Genomic DNA, 24,505 nt, shown 5'->3' on the forward strand with positions numbered 1-24,505 from the left:
AATTTAATTTTTTATCTGTTTTTAATAAATTTTAGTTCAAATTATTCAACAACTGTTCCAAACTAACTTCATCTTGAATGAGAACTTGTCTGGCTTTGCTTCCTTCAAATTGACCCACAACTCCAGCAGCTTCTAATTGATCGATTAATCGACCAGCACGATTGTAACCTAATTTTAGTTTACGTTGTAGTAATGAGGCAGAACCTTGTTGAGCAATAACAATTAAACGAGCAGCATCTTCAAATAAAGCATCACGATCAGATAAATCAATATCTAATGGAGATCCACCATCTTCACCAATATATTCAGGTAAAAGCATAGCGTCTGGATATCCTCGTTGTTCACCAATGAATTCTGTAATCTTATCCACTTCAGGTGTATCTACAAAAGCACATTGTAAACGCACTAATTCGTTTCCTGTTGTGTACAACATATCACCTTTTCCGATTAATTGATCAGCTCCTTGCGAATCTAAAATCGTTCTCGAATCGATTTTTGATGTTACACGGAAAGCGACACGACCAGGGAAATTGGCTTTAATTGTACCTGTAATTACATTTACGGATGGACGTTGTGTTGCAACAATTAAGTGAATACCAACGGCACGTGCTAATTGTGCTAAACGAGCAATTGGTAACTCTACTTCTTTACCTGCTGTCATAATTAAATCTGCAAACTCATCTACAATTAATACAATATAAGGTAAGAATCTGTGTCCAGCTTCTGGATTTAATTTACGTTGTTTGAATTTCGCGTTATATTCTTTGATGTTTCGTACAAAAGCATTTTTTAATAATTCGTAACGATCATCCATTTCAATACAAAGCGAATTTAACGTGTTAATCACTTTTGCGTTATCTGTAATAATAGCTTCTTCGGCATCTGGTAATTTTGCTAAATAATGACGCTCGATTTTCGAATAAAGCGTTAGCTCTACTTTCTTAGGATCGACCATGACAAATTTTAACTCAGATGGATGTTTTTTATAAATTAACGAAGCAATAATAGCATTCAATCCAACAGATTTACCTTGTCCAGTAGCACCAGCCATCAATAAGTGAGGCATTTTTGCTAAATCAGCTACAAAGGTTTCGTTCGTAATTGTTTTCCCAAATGCAATTGGTAATTCCATATCAGAATTTTGGAATTTTTGAGAAGCAATAACCGAATGCATCGAAACCATTGATGGATTACTATTCGGAACCTCAATACCTATTGTTCCTTTACCTGGAATTGGAGCAATAATACGAATTCCAAGAGCTGATAAACTTAACGCAATATCGTCTTCTAAGTTCTTGATTTTAGAAATACGAACTCCAGCTTGTGGTACAATTTCGTATAATGTTACAGTTGGACCAATTGTTGCCGAAATTTCTGAAATACCAATTCCGTAGTTTCCTAAAGTTTCAATAATTCTATTTTTGTTCGACTCTAATTCTTTTTGATCGATTAAAGTATTTCCGTTATCGTATTTTTTCAACAAGGAAATAGGAGGAAATTGATAATTAGGTAAATCTAAACGTTGGTCATATTCTCCTTGTTCTTGTACTAATCTTGCAGATGTCGCTTCAAATTCTTCTTCTTCATCAATTGACTGAACTTTTAATTCTAATCCATTCGATTCAGATTCTTTTTCAATACTTGGATTTGATACAATTTGAGCATCAACAATATTTTCTTCATATGTAGGTGCGAAATCAACATCTGTTGTTTCTTCCTCTTCTTCTAAATCTTCAACAACCAATTCTGTAATATTGAAAGGTGTTTCGTCAATCGTATCTTCTTCTTTCGGTTGATTAATTGTAAACTCTTGATGAAGTGGTTGATTTGGAGAAATGTTTTGTTGTTGAATTGCTTCATCTTCATATTTTTGAACCAAATTCAATTCTTCCAACATATCTTTTTCTTGTTGTTCTTCCGCTTCTTTGTTGAATTTATTTATTTTTTCTTGCTCCTCTTTCTCTTTACGCTCTCTAAGTTCAAGTTGCTCTTTTTTGATGCGTTCTTGCTCTTTTTCTATACGTTCTATTTCTTTCTGCTTAGCACGTTCTTCCATTTTAGCTTGGATAGATTGATATGTCATTCGGAAATGAATCACACAATACATTAGCAACGAAACAGCTAAAAGTAAAATAACACCCCATTTACCTATAAAACTATTCAAGAAATCATTTACCTCAAATCCCATTACTCCACAAAGCATATGTTGGTCTGGAAGTATACAGCCAAAAAAGATTGGCAACCAAATCATAAAAAATATACTTTGATATAAAGTTGTAAAAGGTTTAATTCTTTTCAAATTTGTAGCAACTTTTACACCTAATAGGATGAAAAATATTGGAATAAAAAAAGCTACAACACCAATTCCTTGTAGAATAAAGATTTCTCCAAGTAAAGCGCCAAACTTTCCGAATATATTTTCAGCAGTTTCTCTTTTATCTAATAAATCTGAGATTTGACTTTGATCAATTATTCCGTTAAAAAAATAAGAAATAAATGAAGTAAACAATAACAAGCCTAGAACCAAGAAAATGATTCCGATAATTGTTTTGATGATCTGCTTTTTAGGAGTTTTAGGAACTTCCTGAGTGTTTTTAATAGCCATTATAAAGGTTGAGTATATATCGCAAAAATAATAAATCTTTAAGGACGAATCTAACGAAAAAGTATTTAATTTTACTAAAATCGCAATCAATTTTAACTCAAATTACTATCAATTTTGGTTAATTCTTGAAATAATTACAAAAAAACGCTTTCAGTTGAAAGCGTTTTAAATAATTAATATTAGTATTTTTTCCAAACTAAATTTCCGTTGTGCGCTAACGCAATAGTAGGAGACAAACGTGCAACTGCTTCGGCAGAACAACTTGCGTCAATCAAAACGATATCTGCATTATCACCAACCTTTGGCCATTGTTGATTTCCTTTGTTGTCTAATGGAGTAATGTTTTTTGTGGCAAAACCTAAATTTCTCGATAAATCATATTCAGTTTCTAAACCATATAATTCTGAAATCAGATTTGCTTTTTGCAACATATTTCCCGTTCCAAAAGTGCTCCAGTAATCTTGTATATTATCATTTCCGATTAAAACTTCAACACCGTTTTTAACTAAAGTAGGAATTGGCATCGCGACTTTATTGCGAAAAGGTACAGAAGAAACAATTCCAACTTTTGCTTCAGCTAATTTTTCTGCAATTTCTTGTTCCTCACTTCTTGATAAATGTGCTAAAGCAAAAGCATGACTTACATATGTTTTTCCTTTTAATTGAGGGTTTTTTATCGTTAATTCAGCTAAATATTCAATTGTACGCATTCCTTCTTTTCCTGTGTCATGCAAATGAATATCGATTCCTTTATTATTATCCAAAGCCAATTGAACCGTAAAATCGATTGCTTTTTCGATGTTTTTATCAATACTAAATGGATCTAATCCTCCAATAAAAGCAACGCTTTTTAATTGCGCAGCTTCTTTCATCAACGAAGCAGAATCGGTATAATACAAACCGTGTTGAGGAAAAGCAACTAATTCTGCACTGAATGTTTCCTTCTTATTTTCTAAGACTTTTTCTAAATTTTCTAAAGATTTCAGTCCAGATGTTGTGTCAACATTGAAATGTGTACGCGCAAAAGTTGTTCCGTAATGTAGCAAAAGATTGATTAATTGCTCGCCACGCTCAACAGAAGTTTTTAATAATTCTGGAATGATTTCTTGTTCATACGCAATCATATCCGTAACAGTTCGGCGTTTTGGTGAAAGCGCTTGCCAAGGTAAACCGTACAAAGTTTTGTCCAGATGAACGTGCATATCCTTGAAAGCTGGTAACATTAACAATCCTTTTGCATCAATTGAATCTGTTAATTGCGGATTATTTGCACTTACTTTTGCAATTTTTCCATCTTTAATTTCGACAGAAAACAAATCGGTTTTGGTTCCAATAATTCCTAATTCATCTTCAATAAAACCTGTTTCTAATCGTACATTTTTTAAAGTATAATTTCCTTTTGCGATTGTTTTATAATTTGTTTGCATGATGATAAATATTAATACACAATATTTCCTTTTACAATTAAAGAACGAACGGGCGATATTCTCGAAACAGCTTCTGCAGAACAACTCGCATCAATCAAGATAATATCTGCATCATCACCAACTTTTGGCCATTGTTGTACGCCTTTATCGTTCAAAGGAATTGGTCCTGCTGTTGCTAGTTTCAACATTCTTGATAATCCAAATTCAGAACTTTGTCCGTATAATTGTGCTGCAAGATTTGCTTTCTGTAAAACACTTCCTGTTCCAAACGTATTCCAATAATCTACAATACTATCGTTTCCTGTCATTACGGTTACACTATGTTTCAATAAAGTTGGAATTGGCATAACTAAGCTTCCAAATGGGATCGTAGAAACAATTCCGATTTGCGCTGCGCCTAATTGTTCAGCAATGGCTTCTTGTTTTGTTTTATCTAAAGTCGCTAAAGCAAAAGAATGACTGACGAATGTTTTTCCTTTTAATTGAGGATTTTCGTTTACTTTTTTGATTAAATAATCTATTGTATCATGACCAGATTTTCCTGATTCGTGTAAGTGAATATCAATTCCTTTGTTATGATCTAACGCTAATTGAATTGTAGCGTCCATTGTTTTTTCAATAGCGCCATCAACATTTGTAGGATCTAAACCTCCAATAAAATCGATGTTCATTTTAGCAGCTTCTTTCATATATGGCATCGAATCTGTGTAGAATAAACCATGTTGAGGAAAAGCAACGATTTCTGCTCCAAACGAATCTTTTTTATTCGCCAAAGCAATTTCTAAATTTTTCAATGAATCTAATTTAGAAGTTGGTTCGATGTTTACATGACTACGTGCAAAACCTGTTCCGTACGATTGTAATAATTCAATTAATTTTTCTGCTTTGTAAGTTGATTTTTTCAACATTTCTGGCAAAACTTTTTGTTCTAATTCAATCATTCCTTTGATTCCTCCAGAACGACGAACCGCACGCCATCTATCTGCGTACAAGGTTTTGTCTAAGTGAATGTGCATATCTTTGAAAGACGGTAACATCAACAAACCTTTCGCATCGATAACTTTTGCATTTGGTTGATTTGGGCTAATTTTTTTGATTTTTCCATTGGCAATTTCAATTGTAAAAAGATCTGTTTTTGTTCCAATGATTTCATCGTTTTCATATTCGAAACCTGTTTCTAAACAAACATTTTTTAACGTGAAATTCCCAGGTTTTGTAAGATTCGTCTTATCTAATTGAGAGTCTGATGCAGCTTGTAAAAATCCTGGTAAGAAAGAAAAACCAGCTAATCCTAAAGCTGAATTTTTAAGAAAATCTTTACGTGATATATTGTTATTCATTGTGTTCAAATTTATTGTAGCTAAATTACAATGAAACAAAACAAATGGTTAGTATAATAACTTCTAAAACTTGTAAGATTTATAAATGATTACAGATTTCGAAATTCTGATGGAGTAATATTGGTTTGAGCTTTGAAAAAGTTCGAAAAATAGGCGTGATCCGTAAAACCTAAGTCAAAAGCAATTTCTTTGATGGATAAATCTCCTGATTTTAAAAGTCGTTTTGCTTCGATAATAATTCGTTGTTGAATAAGTTGTGTAGCAGAAACTTTTAGATGTTTTTTGCATAAAATATTTAGATAATTAGCCGAAATATGTAGTTTTTCAGCATAAAAAACGACCGATTTTTCTTCCTTGTAAAATTCATCAATCAACATATTAAATTTCGCTAATCTCGGATTGGATTGATAAACTTTAAATTCTGTAAAAACTTGTTCCGCTTCTTTACTCACAATTGCCGCAATAACCGCTGCACGAGCGTTAATCAAATGAACCAATGAATTTTCAGATTTTAGTTCTTCTTTTATCGCATTGAATTCATACATCAATTTCGAGAAAGCTTCGTCTGATAATTTTATAACGGGATGATTTTGATAATTGGTAAATGAAAAGCGGAAATAAGGAGCGAATTGTTCGAAAAATGAGCGTTCTGTCATCAATTGATAACCAATTGTTCCATCATTTATTTGCCATTTATGCATCTGTCCAGGAAACAAAATATGTATTTCTTTATCATCGATTGGATAATCTTTCGAGTCGATATTGTGAATACCAGAAGCTTTGTCAAAAAGAATAATTACAAAAAAATCGTGCTTGTGTGGTTTATCTATATGTCGTTCTCCGTGCAATTCATTAAACAACAATTCGTCACGACCAGCCAATTGTCCTTTTCGAAAACTTTGTATGCTGATAATGGGTACCAAATCGTGGTTTTCTGAATTTTGCATAAGATAAAAATGTGTTCAATAATCAAAAGAATTGTTTGAAATATTATTTTTTTTGACTTGTGTAATTTATAAATAAAAATAGAATTAATTGATGAGGTTTGAAAGAATTTTTATTAGAAACTTAAAACTATTATATTTGCATTTGTATGGAAAATTTTGTTGTTTCAGCCAGAAAATATCGCCCGCTAAATTTTGAAGATGTAGTTGGACAAGCGTCTATTACAAATACTTTGGAGCAAGCGATAAAGTCAAATCAATTGCCACAAGCTCTTTTGTTTTGTGGACCAAGAGGTGTTGGAAAAACAACATGTGCTCGAATTTTAGCGCGTAAAATCAACGAAGAAAATGGAGTAGAAGGCGATCAAGATTTTGCTTTCAATATTTTTGAGTTAGATGCGGCGTCTAATAATTCGGTTGATGATATCAGAAATTTAATTGATCAGGTACGTATTGTTCCTCAAATTGGAAAATACCGTGTCTACATTATTGATGAGGTTCATATGTTGTCAACAGCGGCTTTCAATGCGTTTCTGAAAACGTTAGAAGAGCCACCTGCACATGCAATTTTTATTTTGGCAACTACAGAAAAACATAAAATTATTCCTACGATTCTTTCTCGTTGCCAGATTTATGATTTCAAACGAATTGGAGTTGAAGATATCAAAGGACATTTGAAAAATGTTGCTGAAAAAGAACAAGTAACTTTTGAAGATGATGCATTGCATTTGATTGCTCAAAAAGCTGATGGTGCGTTACGCGATTCATTGTCAATCTTTGATAGAATGGCAACTTTTACCAATAAAAATTTGACTTATTCTTCTGTTGCAGAAAACTTGAATGTATTAGATTACGATTACTATTTCAAGATGACAGATGCGTGTTTGGAAAATGATATTCCGCAAGCGATGTTGCAATTGAATGATATTTTGAACAAAGGTTTTGATGCACATTTATTTATTTGTGGTTTGGGCGCTCATTTCCGAGATTTATTGATGGCGAAAACAGCTAATACAGTAAGTTTGTTGGAAGTTGGAGAGCGTATAAAAGCAAAATATTTGGAACATGCACAAAAATGTTCAGCAACTTTTTTATTTGGCGCAATCGAAATTTGTAATGAAGCAGATTTAAACTACAAATCGAGTAAGAATCCACGTTTAACAGTTGAAATTGCATTGATGCAATTGGCTTCGTTAACGGCAGAAGAAAACGGGCTTAAAAAAAAAAGTATAGGATAGTTCCGCCAACGTTTTATTTTTCTGAACAACAAACTTCTAGAATTGAAGTTCCTCAAATTCAGCAAAATAATTCTATTCCACAAAATGGACAAACTCCACAGCAGGTAAATACGCAACACGTTAAAACATCGATTTCGGAAGAAGTTAAAGAATATACGCGTGCTTCAAAACCAATTAAAACGAATAGTAATTCGTCGTTTAGTCTTAAAATGGCTTTACCTGGAGCAAAAGTAGAAGAGCATCAAGAAGAAATTCTAAGAAGTGATTTGCCTCGAGAAAAGTTTACATTGGATCAGGTAAAGGAAGGTTGGAAAAGATTTTTGGATAGACTTAAAATCGAACATAATATTCCGTCTTATAATGCTTTGATGACAACTAATCTTTCGTTAGAGAATGATGAAATTGTTTTTGAGTTTAGTTCTCATTCATCAGAACAAGAGTTTGATGAATATAAAGATCGAATTAGAAATAGTTTGAGAGCTCATTTAAAAAATCATTATTTCGGAATTCAAATTAAATTTTCTGAGAAAGAGGCTGAGAATCATATCTTATCGAAAAAAGAAAAATTTGAGAAATTATCAGAGAAAAACCCAATTTTGTTAAAATTAAAAGAAGAATTTGGGTTAGATTTGTATGATTAAGTCAAAGTATTTTATTAAACTTGCACTAAATTTTATTAAACAATGAAAAAAGTTCTTTTAGGGATTTTTGTTGTTGCGTCGTTAGCGTCTTGTAACAAAGGAAAATCTGTAGACAAATTAGAAAGCGAAGATCAAAAAGCTTCTTATGCTTTCGGTACTGGTCTTGGTGAGCAAATCAAAGGTCTTGGAGGACGTTTAGTTGAAACAGACAGTATCAACTACGATCAATTAGAGAAAGGGATTCGTGATTACTTAAAAGCTGGTAAAGAAGGTAGAGAGTCTTATTCTATTGGTCAACAAGTTGGTCAACAAATAGAAACTGTAATTAATCAACAACAATTAGATCAAATGGACAAAGATATTATTGTTCAGGGGATTATGGATGTTGTACGTCACAAAAAATTGTTGATTACACAGGAAGCTGGTATGGGTATTTTAGATACTTATGCTAAAAATAACCAACAAAAATTGGTTAAGAAAAATAGCGACGAATCTGCTAAATTAATCGAGGAGAAGAAAAAAGCATCAGGTGCTAAAGCAACTCCAACAGGATTAGTTTATGTTGTAGAGAAAGAAGGAACAGGTGCTAAACCAAATGCTGCTAGTGTTGTAAAAGTAAAATATACTGGAAAAATTTTAGCTACAGGTAAAGTATTTGATAGCTCTGATAATAATCCTCAGACTAAGAATGGAGTTGAATTTCCTTTAGGACAAGTTATTCCAGGATGGTCAGAAGGTTTACAATTAATGACAAAAGGTGCTAAATATAAATTCTATATTCCTGCTAACTTAGGTTACGGTGAAATGGGAGCTCCTGGAGGACAAATTGGACCAAACCAAGCGTTAGAGTTTGAAGTAGAATTAATCGACTTCAAAGAAGGACAAGCTGCTCCACAAGGTGGACAACCAGGTGCGCAAGGACAAGGTTTAAGCGAAGAGCAAATTAAAGAGTTACAAAAACAATTTGAGGCTCAAGCACAACAAGGTAAATAATCGTAGATTAGATATAACAAAAAATTCCACTCAATTGAGTGGAATTTTTTTATGGATTAATTTTAAAATTATTTCAAATCTTTAAAAAGTTGATTAACTTCAACAGATCCTTTTTTTATCGTAACTAAGTTTTTGTCTTTGTCAAATAAATAAAAGGTAGGAATTGATGTTGGTTGAAATATAGGACCAAATTCGTAATTAGAGTCAAATAATAATTCTACATTTTTATTGTCTACAAATTTTGGTGCATTTGATTTTAGAAATGGTAAAACTTCTTCAGCTTTGTATTCAGAAACTAACAAAATTTGAGTGTTTTTTAAATGTTCCTCGTAATTATTACTCAAATGATTCAATGCTAATTGGCAGTGGATACATGTTGGAGAATATAATACGATAAGTGTTTGTTTTCCTTTTTTGATATCTTTGGAACTGAAAATTCCGTCCGATTGCATTTTAACAAAAGAAAACTCTGGAATAGATTTTAATGTATTTTCAGTTTGTGCAAAAGTAAAAACAGTAAAAAGTAGTATAAATAAAGAAGATAGTTTTGTTTTCATGTTTTATTTCAAATTTTATCGAAAGTTAGTTTAAATCTATAAATAATAAAAGCGACAGTTTAAAACTATCGCTTTTATATTTAAATGCTAAAAAATATGTTTTAGAAATTGAGGATGGTTAAAATTTAAATACTACTTGTCCTGCCATGTTAAATGGATCTATTTGATTGATGTATCCACCTCTGTAGTATGAGTTATACCCGATTTCGTCAGTTATGTTATTAAAGAATAAACGGAAATCGAATTTCTTTGTAGTATATCCAATTTGTGCATTAAGCGTTGTATATTCTGGCATTAAGAAAGGAGCTTGTCCATTCATTACATTTCCATGTGCATCTTTTGTTGTGCTTCTATCATTAACAGGTCGTGATCCAACATAATAAAGACCACTTGAAATAGATAATCCATCAATAAAAGTGTTTGTTTTCTGGAATTTATATTGTACCCATGCATTAGCTGTATTTCGAGGAGCATTCATTGGGCGAGAACCATCTACATAAGAAGGAGAACCTTGGTATTGTGTGTCTAAATAAGAGTAACCAAGCATTACTTGAACATTAGGTAAAGGACGCCCTGTTACTTCTAATTCTATTCCTTTACGTTTTAAATCTCCTGCTAGTTGATATAACCCAGTTCGTGTATTTCCATTTACAATTTCATACGCAAAGTTCTCGTTAACCATATCGAAGTATGTAACATTTGCTCTAAGTCTGTCATTAAACCAATCTGTTTTAATACCAGTTTCAAATTGTTTTGTACGAGAAGTTCCAACTGTTCCTCCACCTTGTAAAGGATTTGAAGCAGAACGTAAAGATGATGTTGTTGTATATGATCCAAATAAATTAATATTTTTAATAGGAGAAACCATTAATCCAATCATAGGATCTAAAATATCTTTTGAATTTACACCAGAATATGACCATCTCAAAGCTCCAACAACTTTTACATAATCTGTAATATTAAGATGGTGTTGAGTCATAAATCCGTAGTAATAACCATTATCAAGAGGACTTGATGTATTGATTTTTAATTGAGAAAAATCAAAATTATTAGGTAATTTATTATTGATATTTTGTAGTACATTAATAGGTTCTTCTACCACAGGAATAGTAGATGTCATAATAGGATTACCATCTTTATCTTTTCTTCCTGAATCGATTTGTGCGCTACGAGAATCTACACGATAAGTTGTATAATCATAACCAGCTTGCCAACTCCATTTTAGAATTCCAGCTTGAAAATCTTTTCCCATTACATCAATTTGAATTGTTGTATTTCTATCATTTCTAGTAGAATGTCCTAATGATCTAGTTCTTAAAGAGTAATCGGTTACATTTCCTGCTTTGTCTTTTATTGTAGCTAATGAAGTGCTCTGTTGATCTCTATCATTAATAGAACCATAATATGCAGCACGTACACTAATCTTATCAGTTAATTGACGAGTAGCACGTAATGAGTATGTTGTTGCTTCACTTTTATCAAAGTCAGTATCAAAACCTAAGAAGCGATGTCCCATATTAGCTAATGCTTGCGTGAAGTCATTATTTAAATTTACTGTACCTGCATCAGGAACACCTTCAAAATTTAAATAATCCATTTCTGCAATAATTTCAGTTTTATCATCAGGTCTCCAAGCAAGAGAAGGTTGAATATAGAATCTTTTATTGTTTACAACATCTCTATAACTATCACCTTGTTGATATGCACCATTTAGACGAAATGCAAAGGTTTTAGCATTATCAATTACGCGTTGAACATCAAAAGTTGTACGAACTTGATTCCAAGACCCTACACGTAAACCTATATTTCCAGCATTTATAAAACGAGGCGTTTTTGTAGCTAAATTAATTACACCACCTGCAGAACCTAGACTGTTTCCAACTCCTTGAGTAATTGCAGCAGATCCTTTGATGACCTGTATAGACTCTATTCCCTGCATATCAGCTATTGCGCCAGCAGTTCTAAAATCTGAATCTTGTCTAACTCCATTTCTTAAGACTGGAGTTCCTCTATATCCACGAATTGACATAGATTCTCTATTTCCTCCGTAAGAACCGAATAAAGTAACACCAGGGACATTACGAGCTGCGTCTGTAATGGTTAGAGCTCCTTGTTCTTCAATTAGTTTTTCTGAAATTGTAGATATAGTTTGTATTTGTTGATTTGGCGAAACAGGAAAACGGGTAATAGCTTCTAACCCTCTTTGTTTTTTATTTCGGTCTCCAAAAATTTCAACTTCTTGTAAATTATTAATCGAATCCTTTTTATGATCTTCTTGTCCAAAAGCTTGAGAAAAGCTTAATAGAGTAATAGTGGCAAGAAATAGAGTATTCTTTTTCATATGTTATCTGTATTTATTCTAAATAAAATTAATACTGCAAATTTAATTAGACTTATTATAAATAAAAAAAATATCGGCTGATAGATATCATCTATGAGCCGATTTGGTTAATTTATATTGTTAAAAACAGTTTTACTCGAAAAAAGAGAAGTGTACGTTTCCGTATTTCTTATGTTGTACGAAGTTTGGATGATCGTCAAAAGAAATACTTGATGGATGTTCTAAAATAAAGTTTCCACCTTCATCTAGCCATTGATTAGTAAAGATAAGTTCAACAATTTTTTTGTAAGATTCCACTTCCATATCATAAGGAGGATCAGCAAAAATAATATCAAACTTTTTTGTTGGCTGTTTGTCTAAGTATTTTAGTACATCATTTTTTACAGTTGTAATGATGTCGTCCAACTTTAATTGTTGTGCTGTTTCGTCTAAAAATTTTATACAACCATAGTAATTATCAACCGATGTTACTTTTTTAGCTCCACGAGAAGCAAATTCTAACGAAATTCCTCCAATACCAGAGAATAAATCTAATACTGTGATTTCATCAAAATACCATTCGTTGTTAAGAATATTGAATAATGCTTCTTTAGCAAAATCTGTAGTTGGGCGCACCGGTAAATTGTTTGGTGCGGTAATTCGTCTTCCTTTTAATGTTCCTGAAATAATTCGCATTCGAATAATTTATATAATGTAAAATATTGCCCAAGTTGTTTGTCATCTTCATTAAAAGAAATGTTTCTGACATACTTTTTCAAGGTTTCATAATAGTTAGGAGAGTTTAGTAAATCTCCAAAAGCATAAAGTGAAACGGTGTTTGGACTAATATTTAATTGATTTAATGTATACAAAATGTAAAACAAAAAGTCTTCTTTCGTTTTTGTTTCAAATAGATTATAAAAAATAAATTCTCCATTGCTTAACACACAAACTTCTAATTTTTGATGCATTAAATTGATATAAATTTCATCGTTCTTAGAATTAATCATTCCATAATCAACCAAAAATTTGCCCGAATGATACAAACGTGCATTCTGCAAATTTGGTAACGAAAGCAAAATATCTTTTAGCGGATAATGAATATTGTAAACAATAGATGCGTCAACACTTTCCAAAGGACAATCAATAGCCAATTTTATAGGATTGTAATTGGATATAGATAATAAATCTTTCATTGGTTGGTGCAAAAACTGATTTGGAACAACATTAATTGATGTCGATAAAAAACAAATGTGCACAAAATCATATTCTTGTAACAAAGTCAAATTAGAACGTAATTCATGCTCAATCTCAATTTCCGTTTTGTTAAGATTTGTAAAATCCACAGAATAGTCATACACATCCGAATACGAAGTTGATTCTCCGTCGGTTGTTTTGGTAATATAACTAAGCATATCGTGAGATAGTAAAATCGCTAACGAACGTTGAGTTGTTTTTGACATAAATTTTTCTTTATCCTTGAATTTTTAACTCGCTGATTAAGATGTATATTAATCCTAATGAAATCAAAAATAACAAAATTTTGAAAGCAATCTTCATACAGAAAATTTATTTTGGTAAAGATAGTACTTTAATATTTAGAATTAAATTTCTCTCGAATTGATAATTATTAAAAATTACGATAGATTAAATATAAAGAATAGAATAGATTTTCTCTAAAAATAAACTTCAGTTTTTCTTTCGTAGAAACAATTTTTGTTGTTTTAGTTGGCGAGCTAAAACCTTTGATATGATTATCTTTTGTCAATATCATTGCTCTTTTCATGTGCAAAGGATCGCTGACAATCAGAGCAGTTTTGTAGTTCAACGAATCCATAATTGGTTTAGAGAATTTCAAATTTTCATCAGTAATAGTAGATTTTTCTTCAATATAAATGTCATTTATGTTCACGTTTTGCTGAATTGCATATTTTTTTGCTACTTCTGATTCCGAATAATTTTTACCTTCTGCTTTTCCGCCTGTAAAAATTATTTTTTTGACATATCCTTTTTTATATAACCAAATAGAATGATTGATTCTTTCTCTAAAAATTGGTGATGGCTTATCCTTCCAAATTCCAGCACCAAGTACAATGGCGACATCACTTTTTTGTGTTTCATTTTTAGAACTAAATGTATAAATAGAGATTAAATTATAGAAGAAAAAGAGTGTAAGAACAAGAAATATCCATTTAATGATAGATTTAGGTGAAATTAGTTTTTTCATTCTTTAAATTTACAGAAATTTGAAATTAAAAATTGTGAAAAAAATAGCCGTAATTCCAGCTCGTTATGCAGCAACACGTTTTCCTGGTAAGTTAATGCAACAACTGGGCGATAAAACTGTGATAAGGATGACGTACGAAAATGTTGTAGCAACCTACTTGTTTGATGATGTTTTTGTGGTAACAGATTCTGATTTGATTTTTGAAGAAATTGTTTCGAACAACGGAAAAGCAATTATGAGTATCAAAGATCACGAAACAGGAAGCGATCGAATTGCAGAAGCTATCCAAAATATAGAATGTGATATCATATTAAATGTGCAAGGTGATGAACCGTTTGTAAACGAAAAAGCATTGGCAGATATTTTATCCTCTTTTGAAGGTGAAATGGGAAAAACGGTTGATGTTGCAACTTTGAAAGAATCTATTTCTGAATCGGAAGATATTAACAATCCTAATTTTGTGAAAGTTGTAACAGATATCAATGATTTTGCACTTTATTTCTCTCGCTCTCCAATTCCGTTTGCTCGTGAAACCAATTTTACTCCAAACTATTTTCGTCATTTAGGGATCTATGCATTTAGGAAAGAAGCTTTGTTAAAGTTTTCTACATTAAGTATGCGTCAAAATGAAAAAGCAGAGAAATTGGAACAATTACGTTACTTAGAATATGGTATGAAAATTAAAGTTATTGAAACGCAATCAATAGGAGTAGGAATTGATACTCCGGAAGATTTGGAGCGTGCAAAAAAATATTTATCCAATATTGTGAAATAACATTTTGCAATTGATTTATGAATTACATTTGCGCTCTAAACTAAACTACATAATCAATGATAATGAAATCTTTAAGTTAAAAAAAGCTTAATTGGATATTTCGGTATGAATGTTGTTGTAAAATGAAGAAGTAAGTTAAAATAGTGATTATGAGTGATTCATGGAAAGAATACGGAGCTGAAGGTCTTATAGAAAAAAGATCTTTTTTAGTCTCAAAAGATGGTTTAGTAAAAAAACTCTATACTGGACAAGATAAATATAAAATTTTAGAAGGAGCAATTAACAATGGTTATCGTGCAATTTGGGTAACAAAAGCTGACGGAAAAAGAACAGCTAAGTATGTACACAAAATGATTGCAGAAACTTTTTTGCCAAATCCAGCTAATAAAGAGTATGTTGTTCACTTGGATCATAACAAACTGAATAACGTGGCTGATAATCTGCAATGGGCAACATTGGAAGAGTGGAAAGAGCACAACAAAGATTTGTTTAGAATGATGAAGGGACGTTCTCGTTTAGATAGCATTCCGAATAGCAAATTAACAGAAGCGCAAGTTGTTCGTCTGAAAAAGAAATTATTGGATCCAAATAGAAAAACAAAAATTTCGACTTTAGCAAAGCAGTTTAATATCTCTCAAGGACAAGTTTATCGTATTTTAAGAGGAGAAAACTGGGCGCATATAGAAGTTAAAAAAGATTAAAACCCACTATTTTCTACAGAACACATAAAATTACTTTTGTATATTGTTCAGCCAAATCATATACAAAAAGGGTTTATGTCGAAAATAAAATTGAGTGTGTTGGTTTTATCACTGTTTTCTGTAGCAGCTTTTGGGCAAAATGCAGAAAAGATAATAGAAACACATATTCAGAAAACAGGAGGAGAAGCAGCTTGGAATAATTTGAATAGTATCATTCTGAAAGGAGAAGCAATCATTAATGTTGGAGATTCTTACTCTATGGTTGTTTATCATCAAAGACCTTACAATAAAAAAGTAGTTTTTATTATGAATGGTAAGGAAATTTTGAACGAAGGATATGATGGTAAAAATGGATGGACATACAGCGAAGTTGCTAAGAAAAATGTTGTAGTGCCAGATTATAAACCAGATGCATTCGACTCTGATGTTTTGAAATATCAACAAAAAGGATTTAAAGTAAAATACGTAGGCGTTGATCCAAAAAACAACTGTTATAAGGTTGAATTAACAAAAAATGCAAACTCTACACTCTATTGCTTTGATAAAAACTCTTATGAAATAGTGATGGAAAAAAACAAAGAAGAAACTTTGTATTATTCTAATTTCAAGAGTTTTAATGGATTGTCTTTCGCAACAAAAGTTGTAGGTAAACCTACAGATGGTGGCGAATACATTATCAAGTTTAATGATATAAAAATCAATCCAGCTATTGATAAGAAAAATTTTAAATTCTAACATATAAAGTGATTCCAAAAGAATCACTTTTTTATTTCTAGTAATTTATACAACTTAGACCGATAAGTTTTTTACTTTTGTACACAGAATGAAGAAATTAAAATATGGCGTTAGATTCTATATTTGAACAAAATAAAAAGTATGAGAAGAGCTTTTTTCTACGTTTGTTAGAGAAAGCAAGAAAAGATTATCCCGATTCAATTTCTTTCATAGATGATCTAACTTCTAAGCTTAAAAATAATCCAACTTATAAATTAATTTTTAAAGAAGAGTTACAAAAAACTTTCGGTAAAATTAACATTGTAAGCTATCTTGTAGACAGCGGAATTCATATTGAGGATAGTTTGTTGTCATTGTTTCGTAAAAAGTTGATGGATTCTTTATTACCTGATATCGAAGATAATAATGAGTTAACATCTGTTGCAAACGAAATATTTTATAACTCTAAAAACTTAGATACATTACGTATTATTCCACGTGATCGCTGGAAAAATTTATTCGAAGTTTTATACGAAGATACTCCAGAAGAAAACTTTAAATCTTCTATTAGTATCATTCAAAATCAATTGTTGCAAGCAATTTCTATTTTAACTGTGCGTATTACAGGTGGATTTTCTGATAAAGAAATGATGCGCTATAGTAATGAAGTTAATTATTTAGATAATCCATTTTCTAAGCTTTCAATTCAAGTAAGTAACATTGTCGAAAATCCTCAAGCGGGATTTGATATGTTAGAAATTAAAGAAAGTATCTTGAAGTGCAAGCAGATGTTGAATGATATTTTAACACAAAAAGATTACAAAGGAATTTCTTTGAAAGTTGCTGCAAAGTTGAATCGTCTTCAACAACAATTGGTTCGTTTACAGAGTATTTTGAATAGCTATAATGAGTTGAGAACACACGGAATCATCTCTTTTTATAGTTTGGCTGCAAAAAAATGGACAGAGTTTTATGCGCCAAAGAATTTTATGAGTAATCAATTAAGTTCTACGGTTTATCTCATCACTTTCTTGGTAACTTATCATAACGGAAAAACAGGAGAAAAGTACATTACTCAAACAGCAAAAGAATATAACAAAATGTTCTGGACAGCGTGTGGAGGTGGTTTTATTGTTGCTTTTTTATGTTTCATAAAAACAGGAATCGGAAATATACACGGAACTTCTCCTTTATTCAAAGCGTTTTTCTTTAGTTTAAATTATGCGATAGGTTTTAGTACAATTTATTTAACGCACATGACGCTTGCAACCAAACAACCTTCGATGACCGCAGCGCGTTTGGCACAATCATTAGTTCCGAAATCAGGATCAGATCTTAATATAAAAGATTTTACAACGCTTTTTGCTCAGTTGGTACGAAGCCAAATGATAGCTTTTTTAGGAAATGTAGTGGCTGGTTTTGTGGTTTCATTAGGAATCTTTTATTTGTTAAGCAACGTTCTTGGAATAGAAGTGATAAAATACTCTAAAGCGTATCATTACTGGGAAGAAGTAGTAACAATGGATTGGCATATTTTCTATTTTGGATGTATTGCAGGTGTGTTTTTATTTCTTTCAGGATTAATTTCTGGAATGACAATTAATAGCCAACGATTCAATAATATTCCTGAACGTATTTACAATCATCCAATCCTGAAAAAATCATTTTCAGAACGTAGAAGAAGAAGAATTTCGAATTGGTTTGAGAAAAATATGGGTGGTGTTGTAGGTAATGTAGCATTCGGTTTTATGATGGGATGCGCCTTTTTGGTAGGAGATTTTACAGGTCAACCATTTGATATTCGACATATTACATTTGTTTCTGGTAATTTTGCGATTGGTATTGGCGGAATGAATTATCATTTCGATGTAGGACCTATGATTATTGGTTTTATTGCAATTTTTATGGTAGGATGGTGTAACTTCTTGGTGAGTTTCACGTTATCTCTTTTAATGGCGATGAGGTCTAATAATATCCCATTCTACAAAATATTCTCAATGGTTTCGCATACTTTCAAGGCATTTTTCAGAAATCCATTACCATTTTTTGTGCCACCACTTTGGACAAAAACAAAAAAAGAAGCGTAAGATGAGTCTAAATACTGAAAAACAACTTCGTTACGATAAAGCTTATCTTAGAATGGCTTATGAATGGGCAAACCTTTCGTATTGTCAACGAAAAAAAGTTGGTGCAATTATTGTTAAAAATCGAATGATTATTTCTGATGGTTATAATGGAACACCAAGCGGTTTTGAGAACAATTGCGAAGATGAAGAAGGTAATACAAAATGGCATGTTTTGCATGCAGAGGCAAATGCAATTCTAAAATGTGCCACATCTACACAATCTGCAGAAGGAGCAACATTGTACATTACATTATCGCCTTGTAAAGATTGTAGCAAATTAATTCTTCAGGCTGGTATCAAGCGTATTGTTTACATACAACAATACAAAGATAGTTCTGGATTAGAGTTTCTAGAAAAAACAGGAATCATCATTCAACAAATTTCAGAAGAAGAATTATACAATTAAATGAAACGTTTTTTCAAAGTTATTAACATTGTTCTAGTCGTAATAATTATATTTTTACTAGGATTTTTAGTTGGAAAAAAATACGATTTTGCGTTCGATGAAAACAAAGATATTGTTGGATTACAATATTCTGATAACGAACAGAAAATACGTCGACTAGTTTCTTTGATTGACAATGAATATGTAAATGATGTCAACTCGGATAGTTTGGTTGATGATGCGATTAATTTTATGGTATCAAAACTAGATCCACATAGTACTTATATCGATAAAGCTTCTGTACAAAAAGCAGAAGAGCAGCTAAAAGGAGAGTTTCTTGGTGTAGGAATGCAATTTAGAGTTATCAATGATACAATTGTTGTAGAACGTACAATTCCCGGAACTCCTAATACAAGTAAACTTCAGTTCGGAGATCAATTAATTGCTGCAGACAACCAAACTTTAGTTGGTGCAGATAACAAAAAAATAGAGGAATTATTAAAAGGTAAAAAAGGTTCAGAGGTTAATCTTTCTGTCATCCGAGATAATCAACCCATAAAAATTCAGTTAAAACGAACAACTGTACCAATTGCAACTGTAACTGGTGAACATATGTTGACTGCAGATATGGGTTATATCAAATTAACTCGTTTCTCTGAAAATTCTGGAAAAGAAGTTCATCAAGCTTTAGAAAACTTAATCGGAAAAGGAATGAAAACCTTGGTGTTTGATTTACGAGGTAATCCTGGTGGTCTGATGCGTGTCGCAGAAGAAGTTGCAGACGAGTTTTTAACAAAAGATGAATTAATTGTTTATACGCAAGATAAATCTAAAAAGAAGAAATACGTCTACGCAACGAATTATGGACTTTTTGAGAAGGGAAAAGTTTATGTTTTGATTGACGAAAGTTCAGCTTCATCAAGTGAAATTGTTTCAGGAGCATTACAAGATTATGGACGAGGAATTATTGTTGGTCGTCGTTCTTTTGGAAAAGGATTGGTGCAACGCGAAATTAATTTAGGTGATAATACACGCGTTAGATTAACTGTAGCCAATTATTTTACACCTTCTGGACGCTCAATTCAAAAGCCTTACGATAAAAAAACTGCGAAATACAGCGACGATTTATATAAACGATTAAAATCTGGTGAATTAACCAATAAAGATTCTATCAAAATTGATAAAAGTCTTGAGTTTACAGCGCCTTCCGGTAAAAAAGTTTATGGAGGTGGAGGTATTATTCCAGACGAATTTGTAGCACTTGATACAAATTCGGTTGCTAATTGGTTGTACTATAATCAAGATGCTAATTATTTTAATGACTTTTTATTCAAAAAAATATATTCTATTCACGACTTTTTTATGTTTCATAATGAAGTGGTTTTTCAAAAATATTTTAATGCAGGAATGTATCGAAACGAGTTTTTAGGTGTTTTAGGAATTCCGGCTAATGAATTTAATCCTGTTTATTCGTCAACGGTTGATAACTATATGAAAGCAACAATTGCAGAAGATTTATTTGGTTCGCGTGCTTTTTATCAAGTTTGGATGCCCGAAGATGAAATGATAAAGCGTATTTTTGAACTTGAAAAAATTACGAAGTAAATGCAATGGAAAGATGCTTTGTATGACTATCAAATGTATCTGAAATTAGAAAAAAGAGTTTCTGCCAATACAATTGAAGGTTATCTGCGCGACATACAAAAATTAATAAATTATTCGGAAAAACAACCTCTTGATTATACGCAAGATGATTTAACAACTTTTATTCACGAGTTTGCAACAAGTGATTATAGTGTTAGATCGCAAGCGCGTGTTATTTCGGGTCTAAAAAGTTTTTTTGGATATCTACAACTCGAAGATTTTAGAGAAGACAATCCAACTTCTTTACTTGAGACTCCAAAAATAGGAATGAAATTGCCAGACGTTTTATCAGAAAAAGAAATTGATAAAATGATTGAGGTTGTGGATCTTTCCAAACCAGAAGGGCAACGAAATCGAGCGATTATAGAAGTGCTTTATGGTTGTGGTTTACGTGTTTCGGAGTTGATTAATCTAAAAATTTCAGATTTATTTTTTGATGATGGATTTATCCGTGTTATCGGAAAAGGAAACAAACAAAGATTGGTTCCGATTAGCGATTATACCATAAAATATGTTAACTTGTACAAAGAAACAATTCGTAATCATTTGGCTATACAAACAGGTTTCGAAGATTTTTTGTTTCTTAATAGACGTGGTAAAAATCTAACTCGTGTCATGATTTTTACAATTGTGAAAGAATTATCGATAATTGCTGGAGTAAAAAAAACAATTAGTCCGCATACATTTCGTCATTCTTTTGCAACACATTTACTGAAAAATGGTGCAGATTTACGTGCTATTCAGCTAATGTTAGGACACGAAAGTATTACTACTACCGAGATTTATACGCATGTCGATCAAGAATATATTCGTGATGCGATTATTAAGTTTCATCCAAGAAATAAATAAACCTATGATAAAATCATTCAATTTTTGTCCAAATTGTGGAAATTCTATTCAAACCTTTGATTTTCGTCGTATGACGTGCGATCATTGTGATTTAGTTTATTATCAGAATATAGCTTCGGCAGTTGCTGTGATTTTACGAAAAGACGATAAAATTTTGTTTACCGTTCGTAATAAAGAACCTAAAAAAGGAATGTTAGATTTGGCAGGTGGATTTACAGATCCGGAAGAGTCTGTAGAAAGAACTTGTCAACGTGAGATAGAAGAGGAGTTAGGAATAACAATTCCGTTAGAAAATTTCAAGTATTTTCTTTCTCGACCAAATGATTACGAATACAAAGGAATTCCATATAAAACGTGTGATTTAGCTTTTGTAGCAGATTTTCCTGATGAAGAAATTGTGTTAGAGAAAGAAGAAATATCGGCAGTAAAATGGATTGCGATTGATGATATTAAATTAGAAGAAATCGGTTTTGATTCGCTAAGAAGTGTAGTCGAAATGTATATTAAATCAGTAAAATAAAATGAAGAAGATACTTTTATTAGGAGCTATTTTTTTGACAATAGTTTCTTGTAGTACGCAAAATGTTTCTGTTGATTATGATAGAGGTTTTAACTTTGATTCAAATAAAACCTTTTCATTTTCTAATGAAGGAAATTTAGGATTGAATGATTTAGATTCGGCTCGATTATATAATTCGATTGAGAAAGGAATGTTGTTCAAAGGTTTTCAGAAAACGAGTGAAGGAAATTTAACGGTTCAAATCAAACCAGAAGAATATGTATTGAAACAACAAAACTCTAATGTTGGGATTGGAATGGGAACTGGTGGTTACGGTTTTGGAGGAGGAGTTTCGGTTGGTATTCCGATTATGACTCAAAAATTGAATCAAAATTATACTGTTTCTATGTACAATGAGGGACAAATGGTTTGGCAAGGAATTCTTAAAATTCAAATGCCTGTCAAGGCTTCTCCTGAAGTTCGTTCACAAAACATACAGAATGGAGTTTTCAAAATGTTGAAAAATTTTCCATATAAAGTGAAGAAAAAATAAATTTATATAAAAAAACGAGAAAGTAATTTCTCGTTTTTTTATAATCTAAACACTAATTCGTTTTCGTCGCTTTGTTTCATTTCAGATTGTTGTAACAACATAATTGTTGCTGGCGCATTCGGGTTTGCTTTTGCAGAAATTCGTTCTAATTTCAATTCATTTTTAGCACAATTAATCACTGCATTCAAAACTTCGGTTCCATATCTTTTTTCCCAAAACTTACGTTTTAGTCTAATATTAATTACAGGACCAAATTTTGTCTGGCGTAATCCTCCCCAACCAACAAATCGTCCACTTTTTTTCTCGTGAACGCCCCATAAACCAAAACCATAATCTTGGTAATGTTTCTCCATATTCTCTATAAAAAACTGCGCTTCTTCTTCAGATTTATATGGTTTTTCGTTCACTATTTTCATCAATTCTTTATCCGAATTCATTTGAAATAACTCGAAAGAATCAATTTCGAAAAATTCGCGTAAAACTAATTGTTTTGTTTCACAAATAACTTTCATTAAAACTTTTTACTTGTTGCAAAGTTAGTTCGATTTAGAGAATAAAAAAAGCCTTACGATTACTGTAAGACTTTTTAGATTATTTTTTTCCAGTTGTTTTTGCTGGAGTTGTTGTTTTTGGAGCTGTTTTAGGTGGAGTAGCTGTTGCTTCCGAAACTTTTTGGTTAATCTCATTTGTTAAGATCTGTCTTTTCAAATTGAAGATTTCGGTATCTCTTGTGTCAATTTTAGTTTCAAGATCTTTTACTTTTTGAGTTAATTCAGAAACTTGTTTTTCTTTTTCATTCAATTGAGTATAAAACAATTTCGATTTTTCTCCCGAACTATTTAAAGCAGAATATAACTCTTGTAAATTAGTATCGTGCTCTTTCTGAGTTGCTCTAATTGTAGATTGCGCATTTAGTAATGCAGTATCTTTTATATGTAACTCACTTTTTGTTCGAGCTAAATCTTGCTCTAAATTTTCAATTTTCAATTTAGCTAAAGTTAATTCCTTAGACGTGTTTGATTGATCGTCTAATGCTTTGTAATAGCTACTTTCTAATTCTTGATGTTGTTTTTGAGGAACGCAACTTGTAATGGCGAAAACTGTTAAACAACCTAGTACAATTTTTTTCATTTTTATAATCTTAAACGTCTAATTCAACTAATACAGGACAATGGTCAGAATGTTTTGCTTCTGGTAAGATGGCTACGCGAGTCATTTTTTCGCGTAAAGAATCACTTACCATATTATAATCAATTCTCCAACCTTTGTTATTATTACGTGCATTTGCACGATACGACCACCATGAATAATGGTGAGGTTCTTTTACAAAATAACGGAAAGAATCTATCATGTTACACTCTTCTATAAACGAAGTCATCCATTCGCGCTCAACTGGTAAAAATCCTGAAACTTTAGCATTTCTTACCGGATCGTGAATATCAATCGCTTCGTGACAAATATTATAATCGCCACAGATAACTAAATTGGGATGTGAGATTTTAAGTTCTTTTACATAATTTTTGAAATCTTCGCAAAATTGTAATTTAAAATCTAAACGATCAATATTTGTACCACTCGGTAAATATAAACTGATAACTGATACATTGTCAAAATCTAAACGTAATACACGTCCTTCATAATCAATATAATCTATTCCAGTACCTATTTGTACGTGATTTGGTTTTATTTTAGAGAAGATAGCGACTCCACTATATCCTTTTTTTTCTGCGGCATGCCAGTAAATATGATAACCCAATTCTTCGAAAGGAATTGTATCAACCTGTTCTTGCATTGCTTTAGTTTCTTGAATACAAAATACATCTGGTTGTGCAGCTTGTAGCCAATCAACCAAACCTTTGGTCATCGCAGCGCGAATTCCATTTACATTGTAACTGATGATTTTCATAGAAAGCGAAATTACTAAATATTTATGACGGTTCGATTTAGATTATTCAATAAAGTTTATT

Annotated in this window: 24 protein-coding genes; 12 read left to right on the forward strand and 12 right to left on the reverse strand. The window is 31.7% G+C overall.

The features are described from left to right. Positions 1-31: 31 nt before the first annotated feature. The 4 genes from QHG34_RS11225 to QHG34_RS11240 form a co-directional block, all read right to left on the reverse strand. Positions 32-2,605 (reverse strand): FtsK/SpoIIIE family DNA translocase, encoded by a 2,574-nt coding sequence (locus QHG34_RS11225; RefSeq protein ID WP_282630292.1) that lies wholly within the window; start codon positions 2,603-2,605, stop codon positions 32-34. 179 nt (positions 2,606-2,784) lie between these two features. Next, complete coding sequence (locus QHG34_RS11230; protein WP_282630293.1) at positions 2,785-4,032, reverse strand: amidohydrolase; 1,248 nt, start codon at positions 4,030-4,032, stop codon at positions 2,785-2,787. Positions 4,033-4,043: 11 nt separating this feature from the next. Then, positions 4,044-5,372: an amidohydrolase gene (locus QHG34_RS11235; protein ID WP_282630294.1), complete on the reverse strand. Its 1,329-nt coding sequence runs from the start codon at positions 5,370-5,372 to the stop codon at positions 4,044-4,046. An 89-nt stretch (positions 5,373-5,461) separates the two neighbouring features. Next, the gene (locus QHG34_RS11240; protein ID WP_282630295.1) at positions 5,462-6,319 is read right to left on the reverse strand and encodes a helix-turn-helix domain-containing protein; all 858 of its coding nucleotides are present in this window, start codon (positions 6,317-6,319) and stop codon (positions 5,462-5,464) included. 146 nt (positions 6,320-6,465) lie between these two features. Here QHG34_RS11240 and dnaX point away from each other — a divergent pair, with 146 nt between their 5' ends. The 3 genes from dnaX (at position 6,466) to QHG34_RS11255 (ending at position 9,188) form a co-directional block, all read left to right on the forward strand. Continuing rightward, positions 6,466-7,554, forward strand: coding sequence for a DNA polymerase III subunit gamma/tau (gene dnaX / locus QHG34_RS11245; protein ID WP_282630296.1), 1,089 nt, complete (start codon positions 6,466-6,468; stop codon positions 7,552-7,554). 209 nt (positions 7,555-7,763) lie between these two features. Continuing rightward, a complete protein-coding gene (locus QHG34_RS11250) occupies positions 7,764-8,195 on the forward strand; it encodes a hypothetical protein (protein ID WP_282630297.1) in 432 nt (143 codons plus the stop codon). Between the two features lie 42 nt (positions 8,196-8,237). Beyond that, on the forward strand, positions 8,238-9,188 hold the full coding sequence (locus QHG34_RS11255) for an FKBP-type peptidyl-prolyl cis-trans isomerase (RefSeq protein WP_282630298.1): 951 nt from the start codon (positions 8,238-8,240) through the stop codon (positions 9,186-9,188). 68 nt (positions 9,189-9,256) lie between these two features. Here QHG34_RS11255 and QHG34_RS11260 read toward each other — a convergent pair whose 3' ends face one another. From QHG34_RS11260 to QHG34_RS11280, 5 genes are all read right to left on the reverse strand, one after another. Then, on the reverse strand, positions 9,257-9,745 hold the full coding sequence (locus QHG34_RS11260; protein ID WP_282630300.1) for a TlpA family protein disulfide reductase: 489 nt from the start codon (positions 9,743-9,745) through the stop codon (positions 9,257-9,259). Positions 9,746-9,863: 118 nt separating this feature from the next. Further along, the gene (locus QHG34_RS11265; RefSeq protein WP_282630301.1) at positions 9,864-12,086 is read right to left on the reverse strand and encodes a TonB-dependent siderophore receptor; all 2,223 of its coding nucleotides are present in this window, start codon (positions 12,084-12,086) and stop codon (positions 9,864-9,866) included. 132 nt (positions 12,087-12,218) lie between these two features. After that, complete coding sequence (gene rsmD / locus QHG34_RS11270; RefSeq protein ID WP_282630302.1) at positions 12,219-12,761, reverse strand: 16S rRNA (guanine(966)-N(2))-methyltransferase RsmD; 543 nt, start codon at positions 12,759-12,761, stop codon at positions 12,219-12,221. After that, positions 12,737-13,528, reverse strand: a complete 792-nt coding sequence (locus QHG34_RS11275) for a DUF3822 family protein (RefSeq protein WP_282630304.1) — start codon at positions 13,526-13,528, stop codon at positions 12,737-12,739. Before QHG34_RS11275 ends, rsmD begins: the two co-directional genes overlap by 25 nt. 167 nt (positions 13,529-13,695) lie before the next feature. After that, positions 13,696-14,292, reverse strand: coding sequence for a YdcF family protein (locus tag QHG34_RS11280; protein WP_282630305.1), 597 nt, complete (start codon positions 14,290-14,292; stop codon positions 13,696-13,698). A 34-nt stretch (positions 14,293-14,326) separates the two neighbouring features. On the opposite strand from QHG34_RS11280, the gene kdsB reads away from it, so the two are divergent. The 9 genes from kdsB (at position 14,327) to QHG34_RS11325 (ending at position 22,538) form a co-directional block, all read left to right on the forward strand. Further along, entirely contained in the window at positions 14,327-15,067 is a 741-nt protein-coding gene (kdsB, locus tag QHG34_RS11285; RefSeq protein ID WP_282630306.1) for a 3-deoxy-manno-octulosonate cytidylyltransferase, read from the forward strand. 149 nt (positions 15,068-15,216) lie between these two features. Continuing rightward, on the forward strand, positions 15,217-15,768 hold the full coding sequence (locus tag QHG34_RS11290) for an HNH endonuclease (protein WP_282630307.1): 552 nt from the start codon (positions 15,217-15,219) through the stop codon (positions 15,766-15,768). A 75-nt stretch (positions 15,769-15,843) separates the two neighbouring features. Next, a complete protein-coding gene (locus tag QHG34_RS11295; protein WP_282630308.1) occupies positions 15,844-16,503 on the forward strand; it encodes a LolA family protein in 660 nt (219 codons plus the stop codon). Positions 16,504-16,607: 104 nt separating this feature from the next. Further along, a complete protein-coding gene (locus QHG34_RS11300) occupies positions 16,608-18,569 on the forward strand; it encodes a site-specific recombinase Gcr (protein ID WP_282630309.1) in 1,962 nt (653 codons plus the stop codon). Between the two features lies 1 nt (position 18,570). Then, positions 18,571-19,014 (forward strand): deoxycytidylate deaminase, encoded by a 444-nt coding sequence (locus QHG34_RS11305; protein ID WP_282630310.1) that lies wholly within the window; start codon positions 18,571-18,573, stop codon positions 19,012-19,014. Then, positions 19,015-20,598: a S41 family peptidase gene (locus QHG34_RS11310; protein ID WP_282630311.1), complete on the forward strand. Its 1,584-nt coding sequence runs from the start codon at positions 19,015-19,017 to the stop codon at positions 20,596-20,598. It begins immediately after the preceding gene. After that, positions 20,599-21,486 (forward strand): site-specific tyrosine recombinase XerD, encoded by an 888-nt coding sequence (xerD, locus tag QHG34_RS11315; RefSeq protein WP_282630312.1) that lies wholly within the window; start codon positions 20,599-20,601, stop codon positions 21,484-21,486. Between the two features lie 4 nt (positions 21,487-21,490). After that, a complete protein-coding gene (locus QHG34_RS11320) occupies positions 21,491-22,006 on the forward strand; it encodes an NUDIX hydrolase (protein ID WP_282630313.1) in 516 nt (171 codons plus the stop codon). 1 nt (position 22,007) lies between these two features. After that, entirely contained in the window at positions 22,008-22,538 is a 531-nt protein-coding gene (locus QHG34_RS11325) for a DUF4136 domain-containing protein (protein WP_282630314.1), read from the forward strand. 38 nt (positions 22,539-22,576) lie between these two features. Here the strand turns inward: QHG34_RS11325 and QHG34_RS11330 are convergent, their stop codons facing one another. From QHG34_RS11330 to QHG34_RS11340, 3 genes are all read right to left on the reverse strand, one after another. Further along, positions 22,577-23,050 (reverse strand): GNAT family N-acetyltransferase, encoded by a 474-nt coding sequence (locus QHG34_RS11330; RefSeq protein WP_282630315.1) that lies wholly within the window; start codon positions 23,048-23,050, stop codon positions 22,577-22,579. 79 nt (positions 23,051-23,129) lie between these two features. Further along, complete coding sequence (locus QHG34_RS11335; RefSeq protein WP_282630316.1) at positions 23,130-23,669, reverse strand: hypothetical protein; 540 nt, start codon at positions 23,667-23,669, stop codon at positions 23,130-23,132. A 10-nt stretch (positions 23,670-23,679) separates the two neighbouring features. Next, entirely contained in the window at positions 23,680-24,444 is a 765-nt protein-coding gene (locus tag QHG34_RS11340; protein ID WP_282630317.1) for an exodeoxyribonuclease III, read from the reverse strand. Positions 24,445-24,505 lie beyond the last annotated feature (61 nt).

The sequence above is a fragment of the Empedobacter sedimenti genome (genome assembly GCF_030005555.1).
GTDB lineage: Bacteria > Bacteroidota > Bacteroidia > Flavobacteriales > Weeksellaceae > Empedobacter > Empedobacter sedimenti.

Bases quoted from the DNA above. Each gene is read 5' to 3' on its own strand.
- QHG34_RS11225 (WP_282630292.1), bottom strand. From the start codon at position 2,605: ATGGCTATTAAAAACACTCAGGAAGTTCCTAAAACTCCTAAAAAGCAG.
- QHG34_RS11230 (WP_282630293.1), bottom strand. From the start codon at position 4,032: ATGCAAACAAATTATAAAACAATCGCAAAAGGAAATTATACTTTAAAA.
- QHG34_RS11235 (WP_282630294.1), bottom strand. From the start codon at position 5,372: ATGAATAACAATATATCACGTAAAGATTTTCTTAAAAATTCAGCTTTA.
- QHG34_RS11240 (WP_282630295.1), bottom strand. From the start codon at position 6,319: ATGCAAAATTCAGAAAACCACGATTTGGTACCCATTATCAGCATACAA.
- dnaX (WP_282630296.1), top strand. From the start codon at position 6,466: ATGGAAAATTTTGTTGTTTCAGCCAGAAAATATCGCCCGCTAAATTTT.
- QHG34_RS11250 (WP_282630297.1), top strand. From the start codon at position 7,764: ATGGCTTTACCTGGAGCAAAAGTAGAAGAGCATCAAGAAGAAATTCTA.
- QHG34_RS11255 (WP_282630298.1), top strand. From the start codon at position 8,238: ATGAAAAAAGTTCTTTTAGGGATTTTTGTTGTTGCGTCGTTAGCGTCT.
- QHG34_RS11260 (WP_282630300.1), bottom strand. From the start codon at position 9,745: ATGAAAACAAAACTATCTTCTTTATTTATACTACTTTTTACTGTTTTT.
- QHG34_RS11265 (WP_282630301.1), bottom strand. From the start codon at position 12,086: ATGAAAAAGAATACTCTATTTCTTGCCACTATTACTCTATTAAGCTTT.
- rsmD (WP_282630302.1), bottom strand. From the start codon at position 12,761: ATGCGAATTATTTCAGGAACATTAAAAGGAAGACGAATTACCGCACCA.
- QHG34_RS11275 (WP_282630304.1), bottom strand. From the start codon at position 13,528: ATGTCAAAAACAACTCAACGTTCGTTAGCGATTTTACTATCTCACGAT.
- QHG34_RS11280 (WP_282630305.1), bottom strand. From the start codon at position 14,292: ATGAAAAAACTAATTTCACCTAAATCTATCATTAAATGGATATTTCTT.
- QHG34_RS11290 (WP_282630307.1), top strand. From the start codon at position 15,217: ATGAGTGATTCATGGAAAGAATACGGAGCTGAAGGTCTTATAGAAAAA.
- QHG34_RS11295 (WP_282630308.1), top strand. From the start codon at position 15,844: ATGTCGAAAATAAAATTGAGTGTGTTGGTTTTATCACTGTTTTCTGTA.
- QHG34_RS11300 (WP_282630309.1), top strand. From the start codon at position 16,608: ATGGCGTTAGATTCTATATTTGAACAAAATAAAAAGTATGAGAAGAGC.
- QHG34_RS11305 (WP_282630310.1), top strand. From the start codon at position 18,571: ATGAGTCTAAATACTGAAAAACAACTTCGTTACGATAAAGCTTATCTT.
- QHG34_RS11310 (WP_282630311.1), top strand. From the start codon at position 19,015: ATGAAACGTTTTTTCAAAGTTATTAACATTGTTCTAGTCGTAATAATT.
- xerD (WP_282630312.1), top strand. From the start codon at position 20,599: ATGCAATGGAAAGATGCTTTGTATGACTATCAAATGTATCTGAAATTA.
- QHG34_RS11320 (WP_282630313.1), top strand. From the start codon at position 21,491: ATGATAAAATCATTCAATTTTTGTCCAAATTGTGGAAATTCTATTCAA.
- QHG34_RS11325 (WP_282630314.1), top strand. From the start codon at position 22,008: ATGAAGAAGATACTTTTATTAGGAGCTATTTTTTTGACAATAGTTTCT.
- QHG34_RS11330 (WP_282630315.1), bottom strand. From the start codon at position 23,050: ATGAAAGTTATTTGTGAAACAAAACAATTAGTTTTACGCGAATTTTTC.
- QHG34_RS11335 (WP_282630316.1), bottom strand. From the start codon at position 23,669: ATGAAAAAAATTGTACTAGGTTGTTTAACAGTTTTCGCCATTACAAGT.
- QHG34_RS11340 (WP_282630317.1), bottom strand. From the start codon at position 24,444: ATGAAAATCATCAGTTACAATGTAAATGGAATTCGCGCTGCGATGACC.